12 protein-coding genes and 1 tRNA gene are annotated in these 17,179 nt (G+C 36.4%); 7 read left to right on the top strand and 6 right to left on the bottom strand.

Going from position 1 to position 17,179, the window contains the following annotated elements; all coding sequences use genetic code 11:
- Positions 1-80: 80 nt before the first annotated feature.
- Both OO013_RS15220 and sucC read right to left on the bottom strand, forming a co-directional pair.
- Positions 81-154: transfer RNA gene (locus OO013_RS15220), tRNA-Arg, on the bottom strand.
- A 17-nt stretch (positions 155-171) separates the two neighbouring features.
- On the bottom strand, positions 172-1,383 hold the full coding sequence (gene sucC / locus OO013_RS15215) for an ADP-forming succinate--CoA ligase subunit beta (RefSeq protein ID WP_266057784.1): 1,212 nt from the start codon (positions 1,381-1,383) through the stop codon (positions 172-174).
- Between the two features lie 230 nt (positions 1,384-1,613).
- Here sucC and OO013_RS15210 point away from each other — a divergent pair, with 230 nt between their 5' ends.
- Positions 1,614-2,267, top strand: a complete 654-nt coding sequence (locus OO013_RS15210) for an ABC transporter ATP-binding protein (RefSeq protein WP_266057782.1) — start codon at positions 1,614-1,616, stop codon at positions 2,265-2,267.
- On the opposite strand, the gene OO013_RS15205 is transcribed toward OO013_RS15210, so the two are convergent.
- The gene (locus tag OO013_RS15205; RefSeq protein WP_266057781.1) at positions 2,257-2,721 is read right to left on the bottom strand and encodes a peroxiredoxin; all 465 of its coding nucleotides are present in this window, start codon (positions 2,719-2,721) and stop codon (positions 2,257-2,259) included. The two genes, OO013_RS15210 and OO013_RS15205, sit on opposite strands and share 11 nt — an antisense overlap.
- A 33-nt stretch (positions 2,722-2,754) precedes the next feature.
- Between OO013_RS15205 and OO013_RS15200 the strand changes: the two genes are divergently transcribed.
- The 6 genes from OO013_RS15200 (at position 2,755) to dapA (ending at position 10,015) form a co-directional block, all read left to right on the top strand.
- Entirely contained in the window at positions 2,755-3,627 is an 873-nt protein-coding gene (locus OO013_RS15200) for a DMT family transporter (protein ID WP_266057780.1), read from the top strand.
- Positions 3,628-3,703: 76 nt separating this feature from the next.
- A complete protein-coding gene (locus OO013_RS15195; RefSeq protein WP_266057779.1) occupies positions 3,704-4,450 on the top strand; it encodes a YebC/PmpR family DNA-binding transcriptional regulator in 747 nt (248 codons plus the stop codon).
- Between the two features lie 222 nt (positions 4,451-4,672).
- Positions 4,673-6,454: a M1 family metallopeptidase gene (locus OO013_RS15190; protein WP_266057778.1), complete on the top strand. Its 1,782-nt coding sequence runs from the start codon at positions 4,673-4,675 to the stop codon at positions 6,452-6,454.
- Positions 6,455-6,590: 136 nt separating this feature from the next.
- Positions 6,591-8,603: an NAD-dependent DNA ligase LigA gene (gene ligA, locus OO013_RS15185; RefSeq protein ID WP_266057777.1), complete on the top strand. Its 2,013-nt coding sequence runs from the start codon at positions 6,591-6,593 to the stop codon at positions 8,601-8,603.
- Positions 8,604-8,606: 3 nt separating this feature from the next.
- Positions 8,607-9,131, top strand: a complete 525-nt coding sequence (locus OO013_RS15180; RefSeq protein WP_266057776.1) for a DUF6913 domain-containing protein — start codon at positions 8,607-8,609, stop codon at positions 9,129-9,131.
- Positions 9,128-10,015 (top strand): 4-hydroxy-tetrahydrodipicolinate synthase, encoded by an 888-nt coding sequence (gene dapA / locus OO013_RS15175; RefSeq protein WP_266057775.1) that lies wholly within the window; start codon positions 9,128-9,130, stop codon positions 10,013-10,015. Before OO013_RS15180 ends, dapA begins: the two co-directional genes overlap by 4 nt.
- A 79-nt stretch (positions 10,016-10,094) precedes the next feature.
- On the opposite strand, the gene OO013_RS15170 is transcribed toward dapA, so the two are convergent.
- The 3 genes from OO013_RS15170 to OO013_RS15160 all read right to left on the bottom strand — a co-directional run bounded on the left by OO013_RS15170 (position 10,095) and on the right by OO013_RS15160 (position 17,106).
- On the bottom strand, positions 10,095-12,038 hold the full coding sequence (locus tag OO013_RS15170) for a polysaccharide biosynthesis protein (protein ID WP_266057774.1): 1,944 nt from the start codon (positions 12,036-12,038) through the stop codon (positions 10,095-10,097).
- A 24-nt stretch (positions 12,039-12,062) separates the two neighbouring features.
- Positions 12,063-12,275: a hypothetical protein gene (locus tag OO013_RS15165; RefSeq protein ID WP_266057773.1), complete on the bottom strand. Its 213-nt coding sequence runs from the start codon at positions 12,273-12,275 to the stop codon at positions 12,063-12,065.
- Between the two features lie 79 nt (positions 12,276-12,354).
- Complete coding sequence (locus OO013_RS15160; RefSeq protein ID WP_266057771.1) at positions 12,355-17,106, bottom strand: T9SS type A sorting domain-containing protein; 4,752 nt, start codon at positions 17,104-17,106, stop codon at positions 12,355-12,357.
- Positions 17,107-17,179: the final 73 nt, after the last annotated feature.

The following is a 17,179-nucleotide window of genomic DNA, read 5'->3' as shown; positions in this document are numbered from 1 at the left end:
AAAAATCTTACTTCACAATCAAACGAATAAAGGCATATAAAAATAAAAAAGAGGTCTCCAATTTTAATTGAAGACCTCTGTGCACCCGGAAGGATTCGAACCCTCAACCCCCAGAGCCGAAATCTGGTATTCTATCCAGTTGAACTACGGGTGCTTTAAATATTTATAATCTTAAGATAATACTTCTTTTACTTTTGCAGCTGCATCTTTAAGAACGATTGCTGAAGAAACTTTCAATCCTGAATCTTCGATAATCTTAGCTCCTTCTTCTGCATTAGTACCTTGAAGCCTAACAATGATAGGAACATCGATATCACCAATCTTTTTATAAGCTTCTACAACACCGTTTGCTACTCTGTCACATCTTACGATACCTCCAAAAATATTGATAAGAATAGCCTTAACGTTAGGATCCTGCAAAATAATCCTAAACCCTGCTTCAACAGTTTCAGCATTAGCTCCACCCCCAACATCAAGGAAGTTTGCTGGCTCACCACCTGAAAGCTTAATAATATCCATTGTTGCCATAGCAAGACCGGCTCCGTTTACCATACAGCCTACATTACCGTCAAGCTTTACATAATTCAATCCGGCAGCATTTGCTTCTACCTCTAACGGGTCTTCTTCAGTAATATCCCTGAATTCAGCAAGATCCTTATGACGGAATAATGCATTATCATCAAGATTAACCTTTGCATCAACTGCAAGGATCTTATTATCTGAAGTTTTAAGAACAGGGTTGATCTCAAACATTGAAGAGTCAGTTTCTTCATATGCTTTGTAAAGAGACATGATGAATTTCACCATTTCTTTAAAAGCATTTCCTTCCAGACCTAACGCGAAAGCAATTTTTCTAGCCTGAAATCCTTGAAGTCCTGCAGCAGGATCTACCCACTCTTTAAATATCTTATCAGGTGTTTCTTCAGCGACATCTTCAATGTCCATTCCACCTTCAGTAGATGCCATAATTACATTGCATCCCTTTGCCCGGTCAAGAAGAACTGAAAGATAAAATTCTTTAGGCTCTGATTCACCCGGATAATATACATCCTGTGCGACCAACACCTTGTGAACTTTTTTACCTTCCTCACCTGTCTGATGAGTAACCAATGTACCACCAAGGATACCTTTAGCTTTTTCTGGTACTTCGTCAAGGCTTTTTGCAAGAACAACTCCATTAGAGCCAGTTTCCTGAACTTTACCTTTTCCTCTACCACCAGCGTGGATCTGAGCTTTAATAACGAACCATTCGGTGCCTGTTTCAGCTTTAAGTTCTTTAGCTGCAGTCAATGCTCTGTCAGCGGACTCTGCAACCAGACCTTCCTGAATTCGACAACCGTACTTTTTTAATATGGATTTTGCCTGATACTCGTGAATGTTCATGTCTCAAAATTTTGCACGAATCTAGCCCTTTTAAGATTATATTTCAAGCAGGATAAACTTTTTTATATTTAATGCAATCGTTAGAATTAAATCTTTCAATAGTTTTTCGTGGCTTGAATCATAAATTAATTATAAGTTTTTGATTGAAAATGAGGCATTTCTATCTAATAAAAGTATAATACGAATTCATATCGACTATTTTTTTATTAAAATTCATATCTTGCGCCAGTATGCTGCAAGCTGAACAAATCAAAAAGAAATACGGTACTCTTGAAGTACTAAAAGGAATAGACATAACTGTAAAATCTAACGAGGTGGTTTCCATCGTCGGAGCTTCGGGAGCTGGAAAAAGTACCCTGCTACATATATTAGGGACTCTGGACAATGCTGATTCAGGAAGGGTAATCATGCAAAACAAAGAGATCAGCAAGCTTAATAAAAAAGCAATGGCCAGATTTAGAAATGAAAATATTGGGTTCATTTTTCAGTTTCACAATCTAATGCCAGAATTTACTGCTCTTGAAAATATATGTATCCCGGCATTTATAAATGGAAAAAAAAGCAAACTGGAAACAGAAAATGCTGCAAAAGAATTAATGCTAAAGCTCAATCTTAAAGACAGGTTTCATCATAAACCTTCTCAAATGAGTGGAGGGGAACAACAAAGAGTAGCTGTAGCAAGGGCGCTGATCAATGGACCGAAGATTGTTTTTGCTGATGAACCATCAGGAAATCTGGATTCCAAAAACGCCGCAGAATTGCACCGGTTATTTTTCGATCTGAGAGATGAATTTGGAAGGGCTTTTGTGATTGTCACCCACAATAATGAATTAGCATCAATGGCCGACCGATGCCTGGAAATGAAAGATGGACTTATAGTGTAACTTCCAGCTCAGCTATTATTCTTTTCATTTCTTCAATATGTTTTTCTGCTCCAAACATGTTCTCATATGAATACCTTATTATATGGTCATGATCCAAAAGATAGGTGATTCGCTTAGTCATATTAAGAAATGGGACTTTAGCCCTGTACATCTTCGATACTTTCCCGGTTTCATCTGCAAGGAGATCAAACGGAAGATCAAATTTATTTTTAAAATGTATATGAGTAACCAATTCATCCCGGCTTATTCCATAAACCGGAATTTCAACCGAACTGAAATATTCAAACTCATCCCTGAATGAACAGGCCTCCTTTGTACACCCAGGAGTAAAATCCTTAGGGTAGAAAAATAAAATACAAGGCTTCCCTTTTAAGGTCTCTTCGAGAGAAAATAAATTTCCCGCGGTAGATGCTAAACTAAATACTGGTGCTTTCGTTCCTTGTTTTAATGGCATTTTTAACAGACGCTAAAATCTTTAACAATCAATATGTATTTATCTAAGGGAGTACGTTTTATGTTATTGTCAGGCATTTGCTTTTCATTAATGAATGTACTCGTAAAGTACCTTACTAACATTCCTGCAACAGAAATAATTGTTTTCCGATCCCTCATTTCTTTTATATTAAGTGCGATGATCCTCCGAAGGCAAAATGTATCTGTCTGGGGTAACAATAAGAAGTTACTCATTGGCAGAGGTCTTGCCGGAGCTATCGCTTTAACAATATATTTCTATACTTTACAACGTATTCCGCTTGCAACTGCTGTCACTTTGCAGTTCCTTGCTCCTGTTTTCACTGCGATTTTGGGCATTTTTATTGTAAAAGAAAAGCTTAGCCCGTGGCAATTTATATTTTTCCTCGTTTCTTTTGCCGGAATACTAATAATTAAGGGTTTTGATGAACGAATTTCAACGGAACTACTTGTTCTTGGTATACTTTCTGCATTTTTTGCAGGCTTGGCCTATAACATTGTCCGAAAGCTAAATACTTCTGAACATCCTTTAGTAATTGTCTTCTACTTCCCCCTTGTAACATTACCATTGGTGTCAATATATTCTGCTTTTCATTGGGTAACTCCTCAAGGTATCGAATGGCTCCTTCTCCTGGGTGTGGGAGTCCTTACACAAATAGCTCAGTATTATATGACGAGAGCCTTCCAGGAGGAATCGATTTCAAAAGTAGCAGGACTAAAATATCTTGGTATAATTTATGGCCTTGGTTTTGGATACCTTATTTTTGATGAAACATTTAATTTTTACACCTATGTCGGTATGGCTGTTGTACTAGTTGGGGTGATTTTAAATGTCTGGTATAAAACATGGTCAGATAAAAGAAAAGTAGCAACTCAAAAGAGTGAATAGTAATTCTGTTTTAAACAGGAATTTTCAGACTTTTATTTAAGAAATGATATAATTATTTTTGTAAAAAAAGTTTTTTATGGCAGGACACAGTAAATGGGCGAACATAAAGCGCAGGAAAGGTGCACAAGACGCCAAGAGAGGAAAGATATTTACCAAACTTATTAAGGAGATCCACATTGCAGTAAAAGAAGGTGGAAGTCCTGATCCGGATGCTAATCCTCGTTTGAGATTAGCAGTTCAAAATGCTAAGGGTGTAAATATGCCCAAAGACAATATTGAAAGAGCGATTAAGAAAGCTGCCGGGGAAGATGCTACTGAATATACTGAACATACTTATGAAGGATACGCCCCACACGGTATCGCAGTTTTTGTCGAAACGATGACTGATAACCTAAACAGAACAGTCGCAGCTGTAAGGGCTGCCTTCACTAAATATGGTGGTTCATTAGGTACAAATGGTTCTTTGGATTTTATATTTGACAGAAAAGGTGTATTCATATTTAAAAAGCCAGAAGGTATGGATAAGGAATCTCTTGAGCTTGAAGTAATCGATGCCGGTGCTGAAGAGGTCGAAGAACACGATGAATTCATCACTGTATACACTGCAATGGAAGACTTTGGATCCATGCAATCGAAACTTGAAGAACTGGGGATAGAAACTGAGACTTCAGAACTTCAAAGAATTCCAAAAACGACTACCGAACTGGGCGATGAAGACCTTCAAAGTGTCTGGAAACTTATTGAAGCATTAGAAGATGATGATGATGTTCAAAAGGTTTATCACAATCTTGACATAAACGAATCACAGTACGAATTAATATAGTTTAACATCTTAAAATGAAGCACAGGTATAACACTTGTGCTTTTTTTTTCGTTAATTACACACCCATCAGCCAGCCATAATAATAATTTACCATTTTTATAATTTGACAAGATCTCTTGCAATCGAGAGAATATATTTGTGTGAAAAACCCAATAATTAATATTGATGAAATACTTTAATAAACTTTTATTATTCATTTTTATGCTGTCGCCATTAATAACAATGGCTCAGAAACCAGGATACTGGCAGCAAGAAGCTGATTATTCCATGGAAATTGATATGGATGTTAAAAAAAATCAGTTTACTGGAAATCAGACTCTAAAATATACAAACAACTCTCCCGATACGCTAACCAGGGTATTTTACCATCTATATTTTAATGCATTTCAACCTGGAAGCCAGATGGATGTGCGTTCAAGAAATATTAAGGATCCTGACCGTAGAGTTCAGGACAGAATTTCTATGTTATCAGAAACAGAAATTGGTTATCATAAAATCAATGAATTAAAACAAGACGGGAATAATCTTAAATTCCAAATTGAAGGCACCGTTCTTGAGGTAGTTCTTGATAAACCCATTTTACCTGGCCAATCAAGCACTTTTAAAATGCAATTCGAATCCCAGGTTCCTCTTCAGATAAGAAGGTCAGGAAGAGACAGCAAAGAAGGTATTAGATATAGTATGTCTCAATGGTATCCTAAAATGGCTGAGTATGACCAGGATGGCTGGCACCCTGATCCCTATATAGGCCGCGAATTTCATGGAGTATGGTCTGATTTTGATGTGAAAATCACTATCGACAAAGATTATGTACTGGGAGGATCAGGAAACGTTGTTAATGGCAATGAAGTTGGATTTGGCTACCAGGATGAAGGAAAGAAAGTAACTTCAAAAGGCAAAACCAAAACCTGGCATTTTAAAGCTGAAAAAGTTCATGATTTCATGTGGGCAGCTGACCCGGACTACGTTCATAAAACATTAACTACTGATTTCGGATTAACTCTTCATTTCCTTTACCAGGATGAAATCGATAGTGTTAAAAATAATTGGGAAAGGCTTCCTGAATATACTGCCAAGGCTTTTGAAATAATGAACAAAAACTTCGGGGTTTACCCATATGATGTATTCAGTGTCATACAAGGAGGCGACGGAGGAATGGAATATGCAACTTCTACTTTGATCACTGGTCGTCGTACTTTCGGTTCGCTTGTAGGAGTAACTGTTCATGAATTGGTTCATAGCTGGTACCAGGGTGTTTTAGCCACAAACGAAAGTCTTTATCCATGGATGGACGAAGGGTTTACTACTTTTGCTTCTGACCTTGTGATGTCTGAATTATTTAATAAAAACGGTCAGCCTTTGGCAGCAAGCTACCGAGGTTATTTATACCTTGCTAACTCGGAAGCTAACGAACCCATGTCAACTCATAGTGATCATTATGAAACCAACATGGCATATGGTATAAACTCGTATAGCAAAGGAGCGGTATTTTTAAATCAACTAAAATATATCGTTGGGGAAAAGAATTTCTGGAATGGTATGAAGAGATATTTTAATACCTGGAAATTTAAGCATCCCACACCATGGGATTTCATTAGGATCATGGAAAAAGAATCAGATCTTGTTCTTGACTGGTATCTTCAAGATATGCTTTTCACTACTAAAATCATTGATTATGCTGTAGAAGGTGTAACTGAGAAAAATGGAAATGCTGAAGTAATTCTTACCAGGAAAGGAACTTCAATCATGCCGGTTGAATTCACCGTAACATTAAAAGATGGTAAAAAATCTAAGTATTACATTCCTCTGGCAGTAATGCGTGGAACGAAAGATTTTAAGAATAAAGATGTGACTATATTAACCGATTGGGGATGGACCCATCCAACCTATACGGTTGAACTGGATATAGATCCGGAAAGTATACAGAAAATTGAGATCGATATTGATAATTACATGGCCGATATTAATCGGAATAACAATACTTTCACAAAATCAAATCAATAATTTAAAGGCGTCATAAAGGCGCCTTTTTTAGTATGCTTTAAATTTATAAACACGAATCAAATAATTCATACCACCAATATTTAGTGTAAACTAATTTTAAGTTAGATTTGTTGCTTTACAGAATTAGACGACAATTATGACGAAACAAGAAGCTCAGGGTAAAATTCAGGAACTGACTAAGGAACTCAACTATCATAATCATTTATATTATGTTGAGCATAACACTGAAATATCTGATCGGGAGTTCGACATAAAAATGAAAGAACTTGAAGAACTTGAAGAAAAGTTTCCTGAGCTCAAACAACCGGATTCTCCTACTCAACGGGTAGGTGGGGAAGTTACCAAGGAATTTGAAACTGTAAAACACCGATTCCCCATGTTATCTCTAAGCAATACTTATAGCAAAGAGGAAATAGTTGAATGGGAAAATCGGATCAAAAAGCTGATTGACCATCCATTAACCTATGTTTGTGAATTAAAATATGATGGGGTTGCTATTTCTGTAAGGTATGAAAATGGGATTATCAGCCAGGCCATAACACGCGGAGATGGTGTACAAGGCGAAGATGTAACAACCAATGTTAAAACGATCCGAACTATACCTTTGAAATTAAAAGATAATCCTCCGACAGATTTTGAAATTCGGGGAGAGATCTTTTTTCCTCTGGATAGATTCCGCAAATTAAATGAGGAAAGAGAGGAAGCTGGAGAAGAAACTTACGCTAATCCAAGAAATACTGCTTCCGGAACTTTAAAATTACAAAATAGTAGTGTGGTTTCAGAAAGAGGACTGGATTGCTATTTATACAGTGTAACCGGTGAAAATCTCGATATTGACAATCATTTCCAGAGTCTTACCAAAGCCCTTGAATGGGGCTTTAAAGCACCAAAAGAATCTGATAATATGATCAGAAAAGTAAACTCTATTGATGAAATTATGGAGTTTGTTGATTATTGGGATTCTGAAAGAAATAAATTGAATTTTGAGATCGATGGAATCGTTATCAAAGTTAACAACTATGACATTCAGTCTGAGCTTGGCAGTACCGCTAAATCACCCAGGTGGGCAATAGCTTATAAATTTAAAGCAGAACAGGTAACTACCGAATTAAAAAATATTGTATACCAGGTTGGAAGAACTGGTGCTGTAACACCGGTTGCAGTTCTTGACCCTGTCCTTTTAGCAGGAACCACAGTAAAAAGAGCCTCACTTCACAATTCTGACCAGATTGAAAAATTAGATGTCAGGATTGGTGATACTGTAAAAGTAGAAAAGGGAGGAGAAATCATACCAAAGATAGTTGAGGTCGAAATGTCCAAACGACCAGATAGTAGCCAAAAAGTTGAGTTCATAAAAAACTGTCCTGAATGTGGTAGTGAACTTACCCGAAAAGAAGGTGAAGCACAGCATTATTGCCCTAATGTTCATGGTTGTCCACCTCAGATAAAAGGAAAAATGGAACATTTCATTTCAAGAAAAGCTATGGATATCGATGGAATGGGCCCGGAAACCGTAGAACTTTTATACAGACATGATCTGGCAAAAAATATCGCTGATCTTTACACTTTAAAAAAAGAGGATGTTTTACCTTTAGACCGAATGGCGGAAAAGTCTGCAGATAAATTAATCAAGGGGATTAATGAATCTAAGCTAGTACCTTTTGAAAGAGTTCTATATGCTATCGGAATTCGTTATGTTGGAGAAACTGTGGCAAAAAAACTGGCTCGAGCATTCAAATCATTCGACAACTTATCTAAAGCCAGTTATGATGAATTAATTGAAGTTGAAGAAATAGGCGGTAAAATTGCAGAAAGTGTAATCGAATTTTTTGGTGAAGAAGACAATAATAAAATAATTGACCGGTTGAAATCCTATGGATTACAAATGAGTCTTTCTGAAGAAGAATTAGAGGGACAAACAGACAAACTTAAAGGAATGAATTTTGTGGTTTCCGGTGTTTTCCATATGTATTCCCGTAACGAATTGAAAGAGACTATTGAAAAAAACGGGGGTAAAGTAACAGGATCTATTTCTTCCAAAACTAATTATATTGTTGCCGGTGAAAATATGGGACCAAGCAAACTGGAAAAGGCTAAAAAACTAGATATCCCTGTAATTACTGAAGAGGATTTCAATGAAATGATATAAATAATGTTAGGCATAAATGTAAAATTACTTCAATTAAGAAATTCCCAACTGGTTAAATCACAATATTCTAACCGGCCAAATCCTTCATTTAGAAGCGCGAAAAACATTGGTGTAATATTCACAATGGAGGGAAAAGATAAGTTCAATGCCGTAAAATCATTTGTAAAGCGGTTGAAGGAAATGGATAAAAATGTTGAAGTATTGACTTTCGTTCCTAAAAATGAAGAGAATTACGAATTTAAATACGACTATTTTTCTGAAAACCACTTGTCTTTAACTGGTATAATTGAAGCTGAAGAGGTTAAAAAATTTGAAAAACAACCCTTTGATTATTTATATTTGCTTGATTTTAGTACTAACCCCTTCGTTAAAAATGTGGTATTAAAATCAAATGCAGTTTCAAGAGTTGGTTTTTATACAGATGAGAATAGTCAGATACTTGATTTTATGATCAATGCATCTGATAACAATTATCCCGGGGAATTCGAAGAATTATTAAAGTACACAAAAGACTTAAATCATCAATGAGCGATCAATTAAAAGGGACAGGTGTTGCTTTGGTAACACCAATGACCAGTGAGAAAAAAGTAGATTTTGAAGGGTTGGGTAAATTGCTTGAATATACTCATAAAAGAGGTGTTGATTATTGGGTAGTAATGGGTACGACCGGTGAAACGGCTACACTTAATTCAGAAGAAAAAGCATCTATCCTTTCTTTTGTTAAAGAAAATAATCCTGACAACGTTCCCATAGTGTATGGTATTGGTGGTAACAATACAGCAGATGTATTAGAAGAGATAAAAGAGACTGATCTTAAAGGAGTTGATGCAATTCTGTCTGTTAGTCCTTATTACAACAAACCATCACAGGAAGGCATATACCAGCATTATATAGCAATCGCAGAAACAAGCCCTGTACCTGTAATTTTATACAATGTACCTGGCAGGACATCTTCTAACCTTACGTCTGACACCACTCTAAGATTAGCTAAACATGAAAACATCATTGGAGTAAAAGAAGCCTCCGGAGATCTTTTTCAATGCATAAGAATAGCAAAACACAAGCCAAAAGACTTTTTACTTATATCAGGTGATGATGGTCTTACTCTTCCCATTTACAGTATTGGAGGAGTTGGAGTAATTAGTGTTTTAGCAAACGCCTATCCTGGAGTTTTTAAAAGGATGAAGGATGCTTATTGGAATTGTAACTTTGAAGCAGCTCAAAATGAAGTTTACAAATTAACAGAGGTTAGCCCGTTAATGTATGTAGAAGGAAATCCTGTAGGCGTTAAGCAGGCATTGAAAATATTGGGTGTTTGTGACAACTTTGTCAGATTACCCCTGGTCAAATCTTCTGATGAACTTTCAGAAAAAATAGAACAAGCAATGAGAGATGCAGGATTACTTGAGTAATAATTAAAAAAAAATAATAATAATTAAAAAAGGACATCATCTGATGTCCTTTTTTAATATCTATTAATCTGAATAATAATCAATTAATATTCAATCGATAGGAAATGTCTTTTTTATCGAGAATCTCAAATTTGGAAGAATTACTCTTGTATTCAGGAACAATAGCTTTCATCATACTCACTACAAGCATGTCATTTCTTTGGTCCACCGCCATTTGAAGTTTTTTGAATTGTGATTCAATCTTGTGAAAATCATATTCACGAACCTTTGCGATCATAATTTTATCATGATGAGTTGGCAGTGTGTTTTCCTTCGTATTTAACAATTCTTCATATAGCTTCTCTCCTTCTCTTAATCCCGTGTAAACAATTTCTATATCCACATTCGGCTCAAATCCTGAGAGTTTAATCATTTTTTTAGCAAGGTCTACGATCTTAACTGATTCGCCCATGTCAAAGAGATAAATTTCACCCCCATGTCCCATTACACCTGCTTCAAGTACCAACTGGCATGCTTCAGGTATTGTCATAAAAAAACGGGTGATATCTGGATGAGTTACAGTTACCGGACCACCTTCTTTAATCTGATTTTTAAAAAACGGAATAACAGATCCATTTGAACCTAGTACATTACCAAATCTTGTGGTAATAAAAGCCGTATCAGAAATCCCTTCACCATGAACATAGTTGCTCAATGACTGAACATATATCTCGGCTAAACGTTTGCTAGCACCCATCACGGATGTTGGGTTAACCGCTTTATCCGTAGAAACCATCACGAACTTTTCAGCCTTATATTTAACTGCCAGATCGGCTAAATTCTTAGTTCCAAATACATTTGTAATTATTGCCTCTACAGGATTATTCTCCATTAAAGGGACATGCTTGTATGCTGCAGCGTGAAAGATGATCTGAGGATTATGTTCATCAATTATATCTTCCAGTCTATCAAGATTGGAAATATCACAAATCACAGAACAGGCATTATTAAATTTATTTTTCTCCTTTACCTCTCTTTCAATTTCATAAAGTGGCGATTCGGCCTGATCTAATAGAATTATCTCTTTTGGAGCTAACCTTGTTAATTGTCTGACTATCTCAGAACCTATACTTCCGGCAGCTCCTGTTACCATTATTCTTTTACCAAAAATAGATTCAGCTACCTTACCATTATTTAATTTGATACTGGCTCTTCCTAACAGATCTTCGATCTTAACTTCTTTGATCTGTTTTACCGTTAATTCTCCTTTCACCCATCTTTCAACAGGTGGGATGGTCATTACCTTAATACCGTTTTTAAGAGCCAGATCAACTATATGGTTTTTCCTTTGTAAGGGAAGGTGTTGAATAGCAATGATTAATTGATCATACTTATTGGCTTTAAATTCGGGAGATTCAAAAAATTTATCAGGGCAGTATACACCTACTCCGTTGATTACTTTATTCCACATGTAAGAATCATCATCAAGGAAGGCCCCTACCCGTGTATTTTGTTTCTTATCATTGATCAATAAATCCTTCGTTGTACGTCCAAGCTGTCCGGCACCAAAGATTATTACATTTCTGATGGAAGATTGCTTGGTAGAAAGAATCGTAAAAATATTTTTTACCAATAAACGGTAAAAAAACAATAACAGAAATGAATTTAGAAATGTGATAATTATTACCGAAACGGGAATCACATTGGTTGCTTTGCCTAAAAACTTCTGGTAAAAGAAGTTGAAAAGAAAAGATATCCCCAGATTAATTAAAACTGCATAGAATATCCTTAAGCCATCATGTAAACCTGTATACCGAACAATACCAGCATAGCTTCGGGTTACAATAATAGCAACACATGCTCCAGCAACGGACACTAAAAGCCCAATGGTGAAATCGTGTGTGAGTAGTTGTTCAAAATAAAAATTGAACCTTAATAAGTAAGCTGAAAATGCGGCGATGGCTACAAGAGTCAAATCTATGACCAATATAATCCACCTAGGCAATATTCTCAGCCTGTCAAACAGAGTATATACGTTTCGCATAGCATGCGTTTTATAAGAAAAGAACTAATCTTTCTTTCTGGAGTCGACAAATTTCTTAATTCCTAAAGCTGCTCCCGCCGCCAGCAATAATTCCAACCCTCCAAAAGGTACTGCAGTAGGTGGTGGTGGTGGAGGTGGTGGTCCACCGCCCGGTTGTGCTGAAACAACATACACCGAAAAAACCATCATGAAAATCATGATAGTGATTATAAAATATTTGTTCGACCCTTTTTTCATGCACTATATCTTTGGTTGCAAGTTATGAAAATCACCCATATAAGCCAAACGGGTGATTTTCATTTATGCATTATACCAATTAATTTTTAATAAACCTGAAAGAAACTGACTCAGAACCTAGGTCTATGTTTAAAATATAGGTTCCGGCTTCGAATTCAGCTACATTAAGCTGAGTACTCCAAGACCCGTTCTGAAGATCAAGTTTAGATTTTCTTATTCTTTTTCCATCTATTGTAATAATCTCAGCCTTTACATTATAGAAAGACTCATGATCATTTATATTAACATTCAAGATATCAGAAGTTGGTACAGGATACAGATTAAATTCCAGATTTAATGCTTCATCATTAATACCAGTAATTACAAATACCTCTTCAATTTCACCGGCACACGTACCATTGCTCACAACGAGCTTGTAAGTGCCACTTTCTGTAAATTCAAGATATTTACCTGTTTCACCAGTCAACAACTCTCCGTTAAAGTACCATTGGTTTCCTTCTTCATAGTTAGACACCAGGTATCTGTCTTCAACAGTAATAACCGGTTCTATTTGATTATTTGAAACTGTGACAGTTTCTAATTGCACCCATTGATCACATCCAGGTCTTCGACCTTTAATAACAAATTGATTTTCTCCGGTTGCGAGATCACTTCCATTCACCGAAACAATTAACTCATTTCCAGTCCCCAGTATTTCTTCACTATATAAAGAATCAGAAGCGAATAAAGCATAGTAAGCATCAGCTTCCGAATCAAAAGAAACACTTGCTTCAGAATCATTACATGCTGATGAAACAGTATAATTAGTAGTCTCGCTAAATCTAGACGGAGCAAGTCTTATCTCAAATCGATTGTCTCCGTATGAAGTTTCATCGTCAGTCACATTAAAACTTAACGAGGTACCTTCGTTTATATTTTCCGAAGCACCAGTATAGTTGTCAACAAGCTCAACTGTATATCCGGCGGCAAAATCACTTATTCCATTGAAGGTCAACGTATATGAACCAGGATCAGCATTCCAGACTGTCAAAGGTATTGAACCATTACATCCCGGTTCTGGTGTATTATTCACTGCCAGATATTTTCCTTCAGGAGTACGGGTTGACAAATTAAAAATTGAGTTGGAAAGTTTCCATGCATCAATTGAACCATCAAATTCTGGGGTCGATTCGGGATCCAGTCTTAAAATTGTTTCATCTGAATTCTCGCCATCAGTCATGGTGATCATCAGTTGTCCGCCTATCTCAGCTTTACGTTGGAATTCACCAGATGTATTTGTTGTTTTATGAGCTTCTTTTAGAGTTAATGATGGCGTTCCTGTTCCATCGGTATACACCCAGAACCCTTGCGCTTTAGCTATATATTGCGACCCGCCATTAGTTGAGCTACCGCCAGCAGTATAGGTAGAGTAACTACCTGCTCCCGGATCCCAAACATAAATAGTATTCGCTAAATCAGTATCACCATCTGCAGCGATAAGTTCCCAATCTAATGTAGCAGGAAATGAGTTTCCTACCATATTCCATCCATCAGCATCAACATCACCGGTATTGGTATAAGTTATATTCACTGGAAGGTTTCCTGAGTGAACTGAACCTCGAGAATCTGCAATAATCGCACTTGAATTACCATAAACGAAAGTTGCATATCCAACTCCCTTTTCTAACACTTCAGTATTAGAACTTGATGGGTAAGCAATATATCCTTCTTCTTTTGGACCGGTTACAGTTTCATCATAATAGTATAAAGATGGCCTGTTATATGAAGTTCCAGCCCCTGTAAAATTTCCTGTTATTTCAAAATCATCCTGCCATTTTGCTACCGTATTATTATTGGTAAATGCAGTCATAAAATGGTAATAATCTGTACCTCCATTACCCGGTATATATCTTTCAACAGTAACTTGTCCAACGACAGATGCTCCTGTTGGAAGCGTGGATAATTCAGACTCATTGGTTCCGTCTGAAACCATTACAAAAACACCATTTCCAGCTGATCCATCTGCATCGAAACGGTCATTAGCAGATAGAGTTAATCTTCCTAATAGCTGATGAGTACCCGATTCAACAAATACATCAGTTGTTGAAGCAGTTGTGCCTCCAGCAACTTCTATATTAAAAAATGATGTTGGAGAAGTTCCTAAGATTTGTTGTCCTCCGGAAGGACTATTAAACAGAACTGTATTGCCACTGGCATTAAATGTTCCATTATTTTCAAAATTACCACTCAATTCAAGCGTTGCAGGCCCCATTACAGTTCCTTCAATTCTAATATCGTGAAAAGAAGGTAAACTTGATCCACTGAAGCTAGTGCCTCCATTAAATACTACGATACCATCTACAGGATCGAAGGTTCCATTATCAACAAAATCTCCAGCTACCTGTAATTCACCTCCGTCAGCTTCTGGAATCGCAGTTAATGAACCTGTTATTTCAAGTCTGTTTAAAGCAGCGATACCAGGACCACTCATAACCGTAGTTCCTGTAAAAGTTGTTGTACCAGCAACAGTAATGGTATTATTCACTTCAAAGTTGCCGGCAATTGTGATATCGGTATCATTTGATGGGATATTTACAGGAGAATACACATTTAGCTGGCCAAAGTTAACTGTAGCTAAACCAGTAACCGTTGAAGCTTCTGCATCGCCTCCGGCAAACTCAAAAACACCATCTATAAAGTCAGTTCCTGCTGAAATAATTAAATCACCTCTTAACCTGGCATAATTAGTTGTGATATCAAAAACACCATTGGTGATTTCCATATTACCATTTACAGAAAACGTTTTATTAGTTGATAGTCTGGCAGAGCCTCTCTTAGTCAAATTATTTAAAGCTAATGCATTTCCAGTTAATTCAGGTCCGGTTATGATATCCAGTGAATTATTATAAATAAGATTATAAACTCCAACAAATAAAGGCTCATTTGTAATAGAACCATTTTCCCATCTTTCAATATATCCCTGATCTGAAATATTATAAGTAGCGGCAGAATTGTCTACAATTCCTGCATATAAATTTAATGTATCAATAGTGATTGAAGCATTAGTGGCGAGGGTAGCACCATCTCTGCTCATAGTCAGAGTATTTAAAGATTGATTGGTTCCAAATGCCATTGTTCCTGGCAATGCTCCTGCTCCAGTTATTCTTAAGTCAGAATTTGAATTAGAAAAGAAAGTACCACCAGTTCTTGTATAGTCGCCGTTGATATTAAAGGACGCATCATTTATTACAAAATTTCCTGCTAACTGATCGAACGTGCCTAAAACAGTAAGGTCACCTCCGAGGGTTACCGACCCACTAGATGTTCTATTTACTGTGAAATTATTTAACAGGGATGTTTCAACAAAAGGAATCACTCCTAAAGCACCCGTTCCACCTATTGTCAAGTTTGAAGTAGCTCCTCCTCTTAAAGCGCCATTAGTAGTTTCTACATTTCCATTAATTTCCAGAGTATTAGGCCCAATATCAAGGATCCCACTTGTTAATGAAAGCATTCTATTTGATCCTATTGTTGTAATTGCATTTAAACTTACCTCCGTAGGATTATCAATCTCAAGATTAGAATCTGTAGGAAAGCCATTACCAATTACCTGACTAGAAGTTCCGTCATATACTATTAATGAACCTGCAGCATACGTCCTGGTGCCAGAAGTTCTAATATTACCACCAGCTGTTCCTGCTTGAAGGGCTCCAGAAGCATTTGTTGAACCTAATCTTAAAGTAGAAACGTTTAATGTGAAATCTCCCGATCCATTAAAAGCACTTTCATCTATCATAGAAACATCTGAGCCAGAGGATATAACAAAATCAGGATCATTGGTTCCATCAAAAGATCCGCCTGTAATATTAACAGATTGTGGATTAGTTCCATCAAATATCAAACTCCCTGATCCAGTTGGATCAAATATGCTCAAATTTCCAGAGGTAAAAGATAGGTTACCAGCTAAATTGATAATCCCATTTCCAACATTTGAAAAATAGGAGTTTTGAGTCGAAGAATAATCAAAATTCCCATTTACATCTAAAGTTATATTACCATCATTTGTAAGTGCTACTACGGAAGAACCCGTAATCGTTAAATTTCCTGACACTAAAATTGTAGTGGAAGCATTAGATAGAACTAATAAATCAAAGCCTGTGCTTTCTATTAAAAATTCACCTCTTACTTCCGTTGAAGAGGTCATTCCCACATCATAAAGTCCCCCTGTATTTAAGGAAGGAGTATTCCAGTTTAAATTACCAAAAGATTGTCCAAGTCCAGTTGGTCCGGCTGTTGTACTACCACTTACAATACAAGTTGAAGTGATATTCCAATTCGCTGAAGGAATAACACCGTTATTTACCTGATGATCGTAGGTAGAACCAGCGCCAAATGTCAATGTATTTAATGAAGCACCAGAAATTGTACCTTGATTATTCAATACCCCATTAACTATTACTTGTGCAGATCCTCCAAACCCACTAGCGATACTTAATGATCCTTGATTTAATAAGGTACCATTTAATAATAGGTCTGTGGAAGTACCACTTCTTCTAATTGATAAAGTATTACCAGATATTACTGTTATTTGAGCTCCTGTTTCAACTATAGTCTGATCGGTATTTCTATTAGCTGCAACAGTAACTACATCTCCATTTAATATAGAAATTTGCCCATCTGTATTATCAGGTACTTCAGATGCTGCAACCCAGCTTGTACCATTGTAAGTTTCCCAGGTGGAAACGTCACCCCAATTCCCTGACTGGGCTGAACGATAATCTCCAGCAGATTGTGCCTGAGAATATATTGCTGTAATAAAAAATAAAAATGTAAATAGTATACGTGTTATCATAAGGCCCTATTATAATAGTTCTTAATTTATATATACTTATCAGGTACTTATTGTAACCTAAATTAATATATAT

It is taken from the genome of Mangrovivirga halotolerans (assembly GCF_026241165.1).
GTDB classification, from domain to species: domain Bacteria; phylum Bacteroidota; class Bacteroidia; order Cytophagales; family Cyclobacteriaceae; genus Mangrovivirga; species Mangrovivirga halotolerans.
Note: the sequence above shows the minus strand (reverse complement) of the source record. Positions and strands in the feature narration are given on the sequence as shown.

Excerpts from the sequence above, each read along its gene's own strand:
- sucC (WP_266057784.1), bottom strand. The coding sequence starts at position 1,383 with ATGAACATTCACGAGTATCAGGCAAAATCCATATTAAAAAAGTACGGT.
- OO013_RS15210 (WP_266057782.1), top strand. The coding sequence starts at position 1,614 with ATGCTGCAAGCTGAACAAATCAAAAAGAAATACGGTACTCTTGAAGTA.
- OO013_RS15205 (WP_266057781.1), bottom strand. The coding sequence starts at position 2,721 with ATGCCATTAAAACAAGGAACGAAAGCACCAGTATTTAGTTTAGCATCT.
- OO013_RS15200 (WP_266057780.1), top strand. The coding sequence starts at position 2,755 with ATGTATTTATCTAAGGGAGTACGTTTTATGTTATTGTCAGGCATTTGC.
- OO013_RS15195 (WP_266057779.1), top strand. The coding sequence starts at position 3,704 with ATGGCAGGACACAGTAAATGGGCGAACATAAAGCGCAGGAAAGGTGCA.
- OO013_RS15190 (WP_266057778.1), top strand. The coding sequence starts at position 4,673 with ATGGCTCAGAAACCAGGATACTGGCAGCAAGAAGCTGATTATTCCATG.
- ligA (WP_266057777.1), top strand. The coding sequence starts at position 6,591 with ATGACGAAACAAGAAGCTCAGGGTAAAATTCAGGAACTGACTAAGGAA.
- OO013_RS15180 (WP_266057776.1), top strand. The coding sequence starts at position 8,607 with ATGTTAGGCATAAATGTAAAATTACTTCAATTAAGAAATTCCCAACTG.
- dapA (WP_266057775.1), top strand. The coding sequence starts at position 9,128 with ATGAGCGATCAATTAAAAGGGACAGGTGTTGCTTTGGTAACACCAATG.
- OO013_RS15170 (WP_266057774.1), bottom strand. The coding sequence starts at position 12,038 with ATGCGAAACGTATATACTCTGTTTGACAGGCTGAGAATATTGCCTAGG.
- OO013_RS15165 (WP_266057773.1), bottom strand. The coding sequence starts at position 12,275 with ATGAAAAAAGGGTCGAACAAATATTTTATAATCACTATCATGATTTTC.
- OO013_RS15160 (WP_266057771.1), bottom strand. The coding sequence starts at position 17,106 with ATGATAACACGTATACTATTTACATTTTTATTTTTTATTACAGCAATA.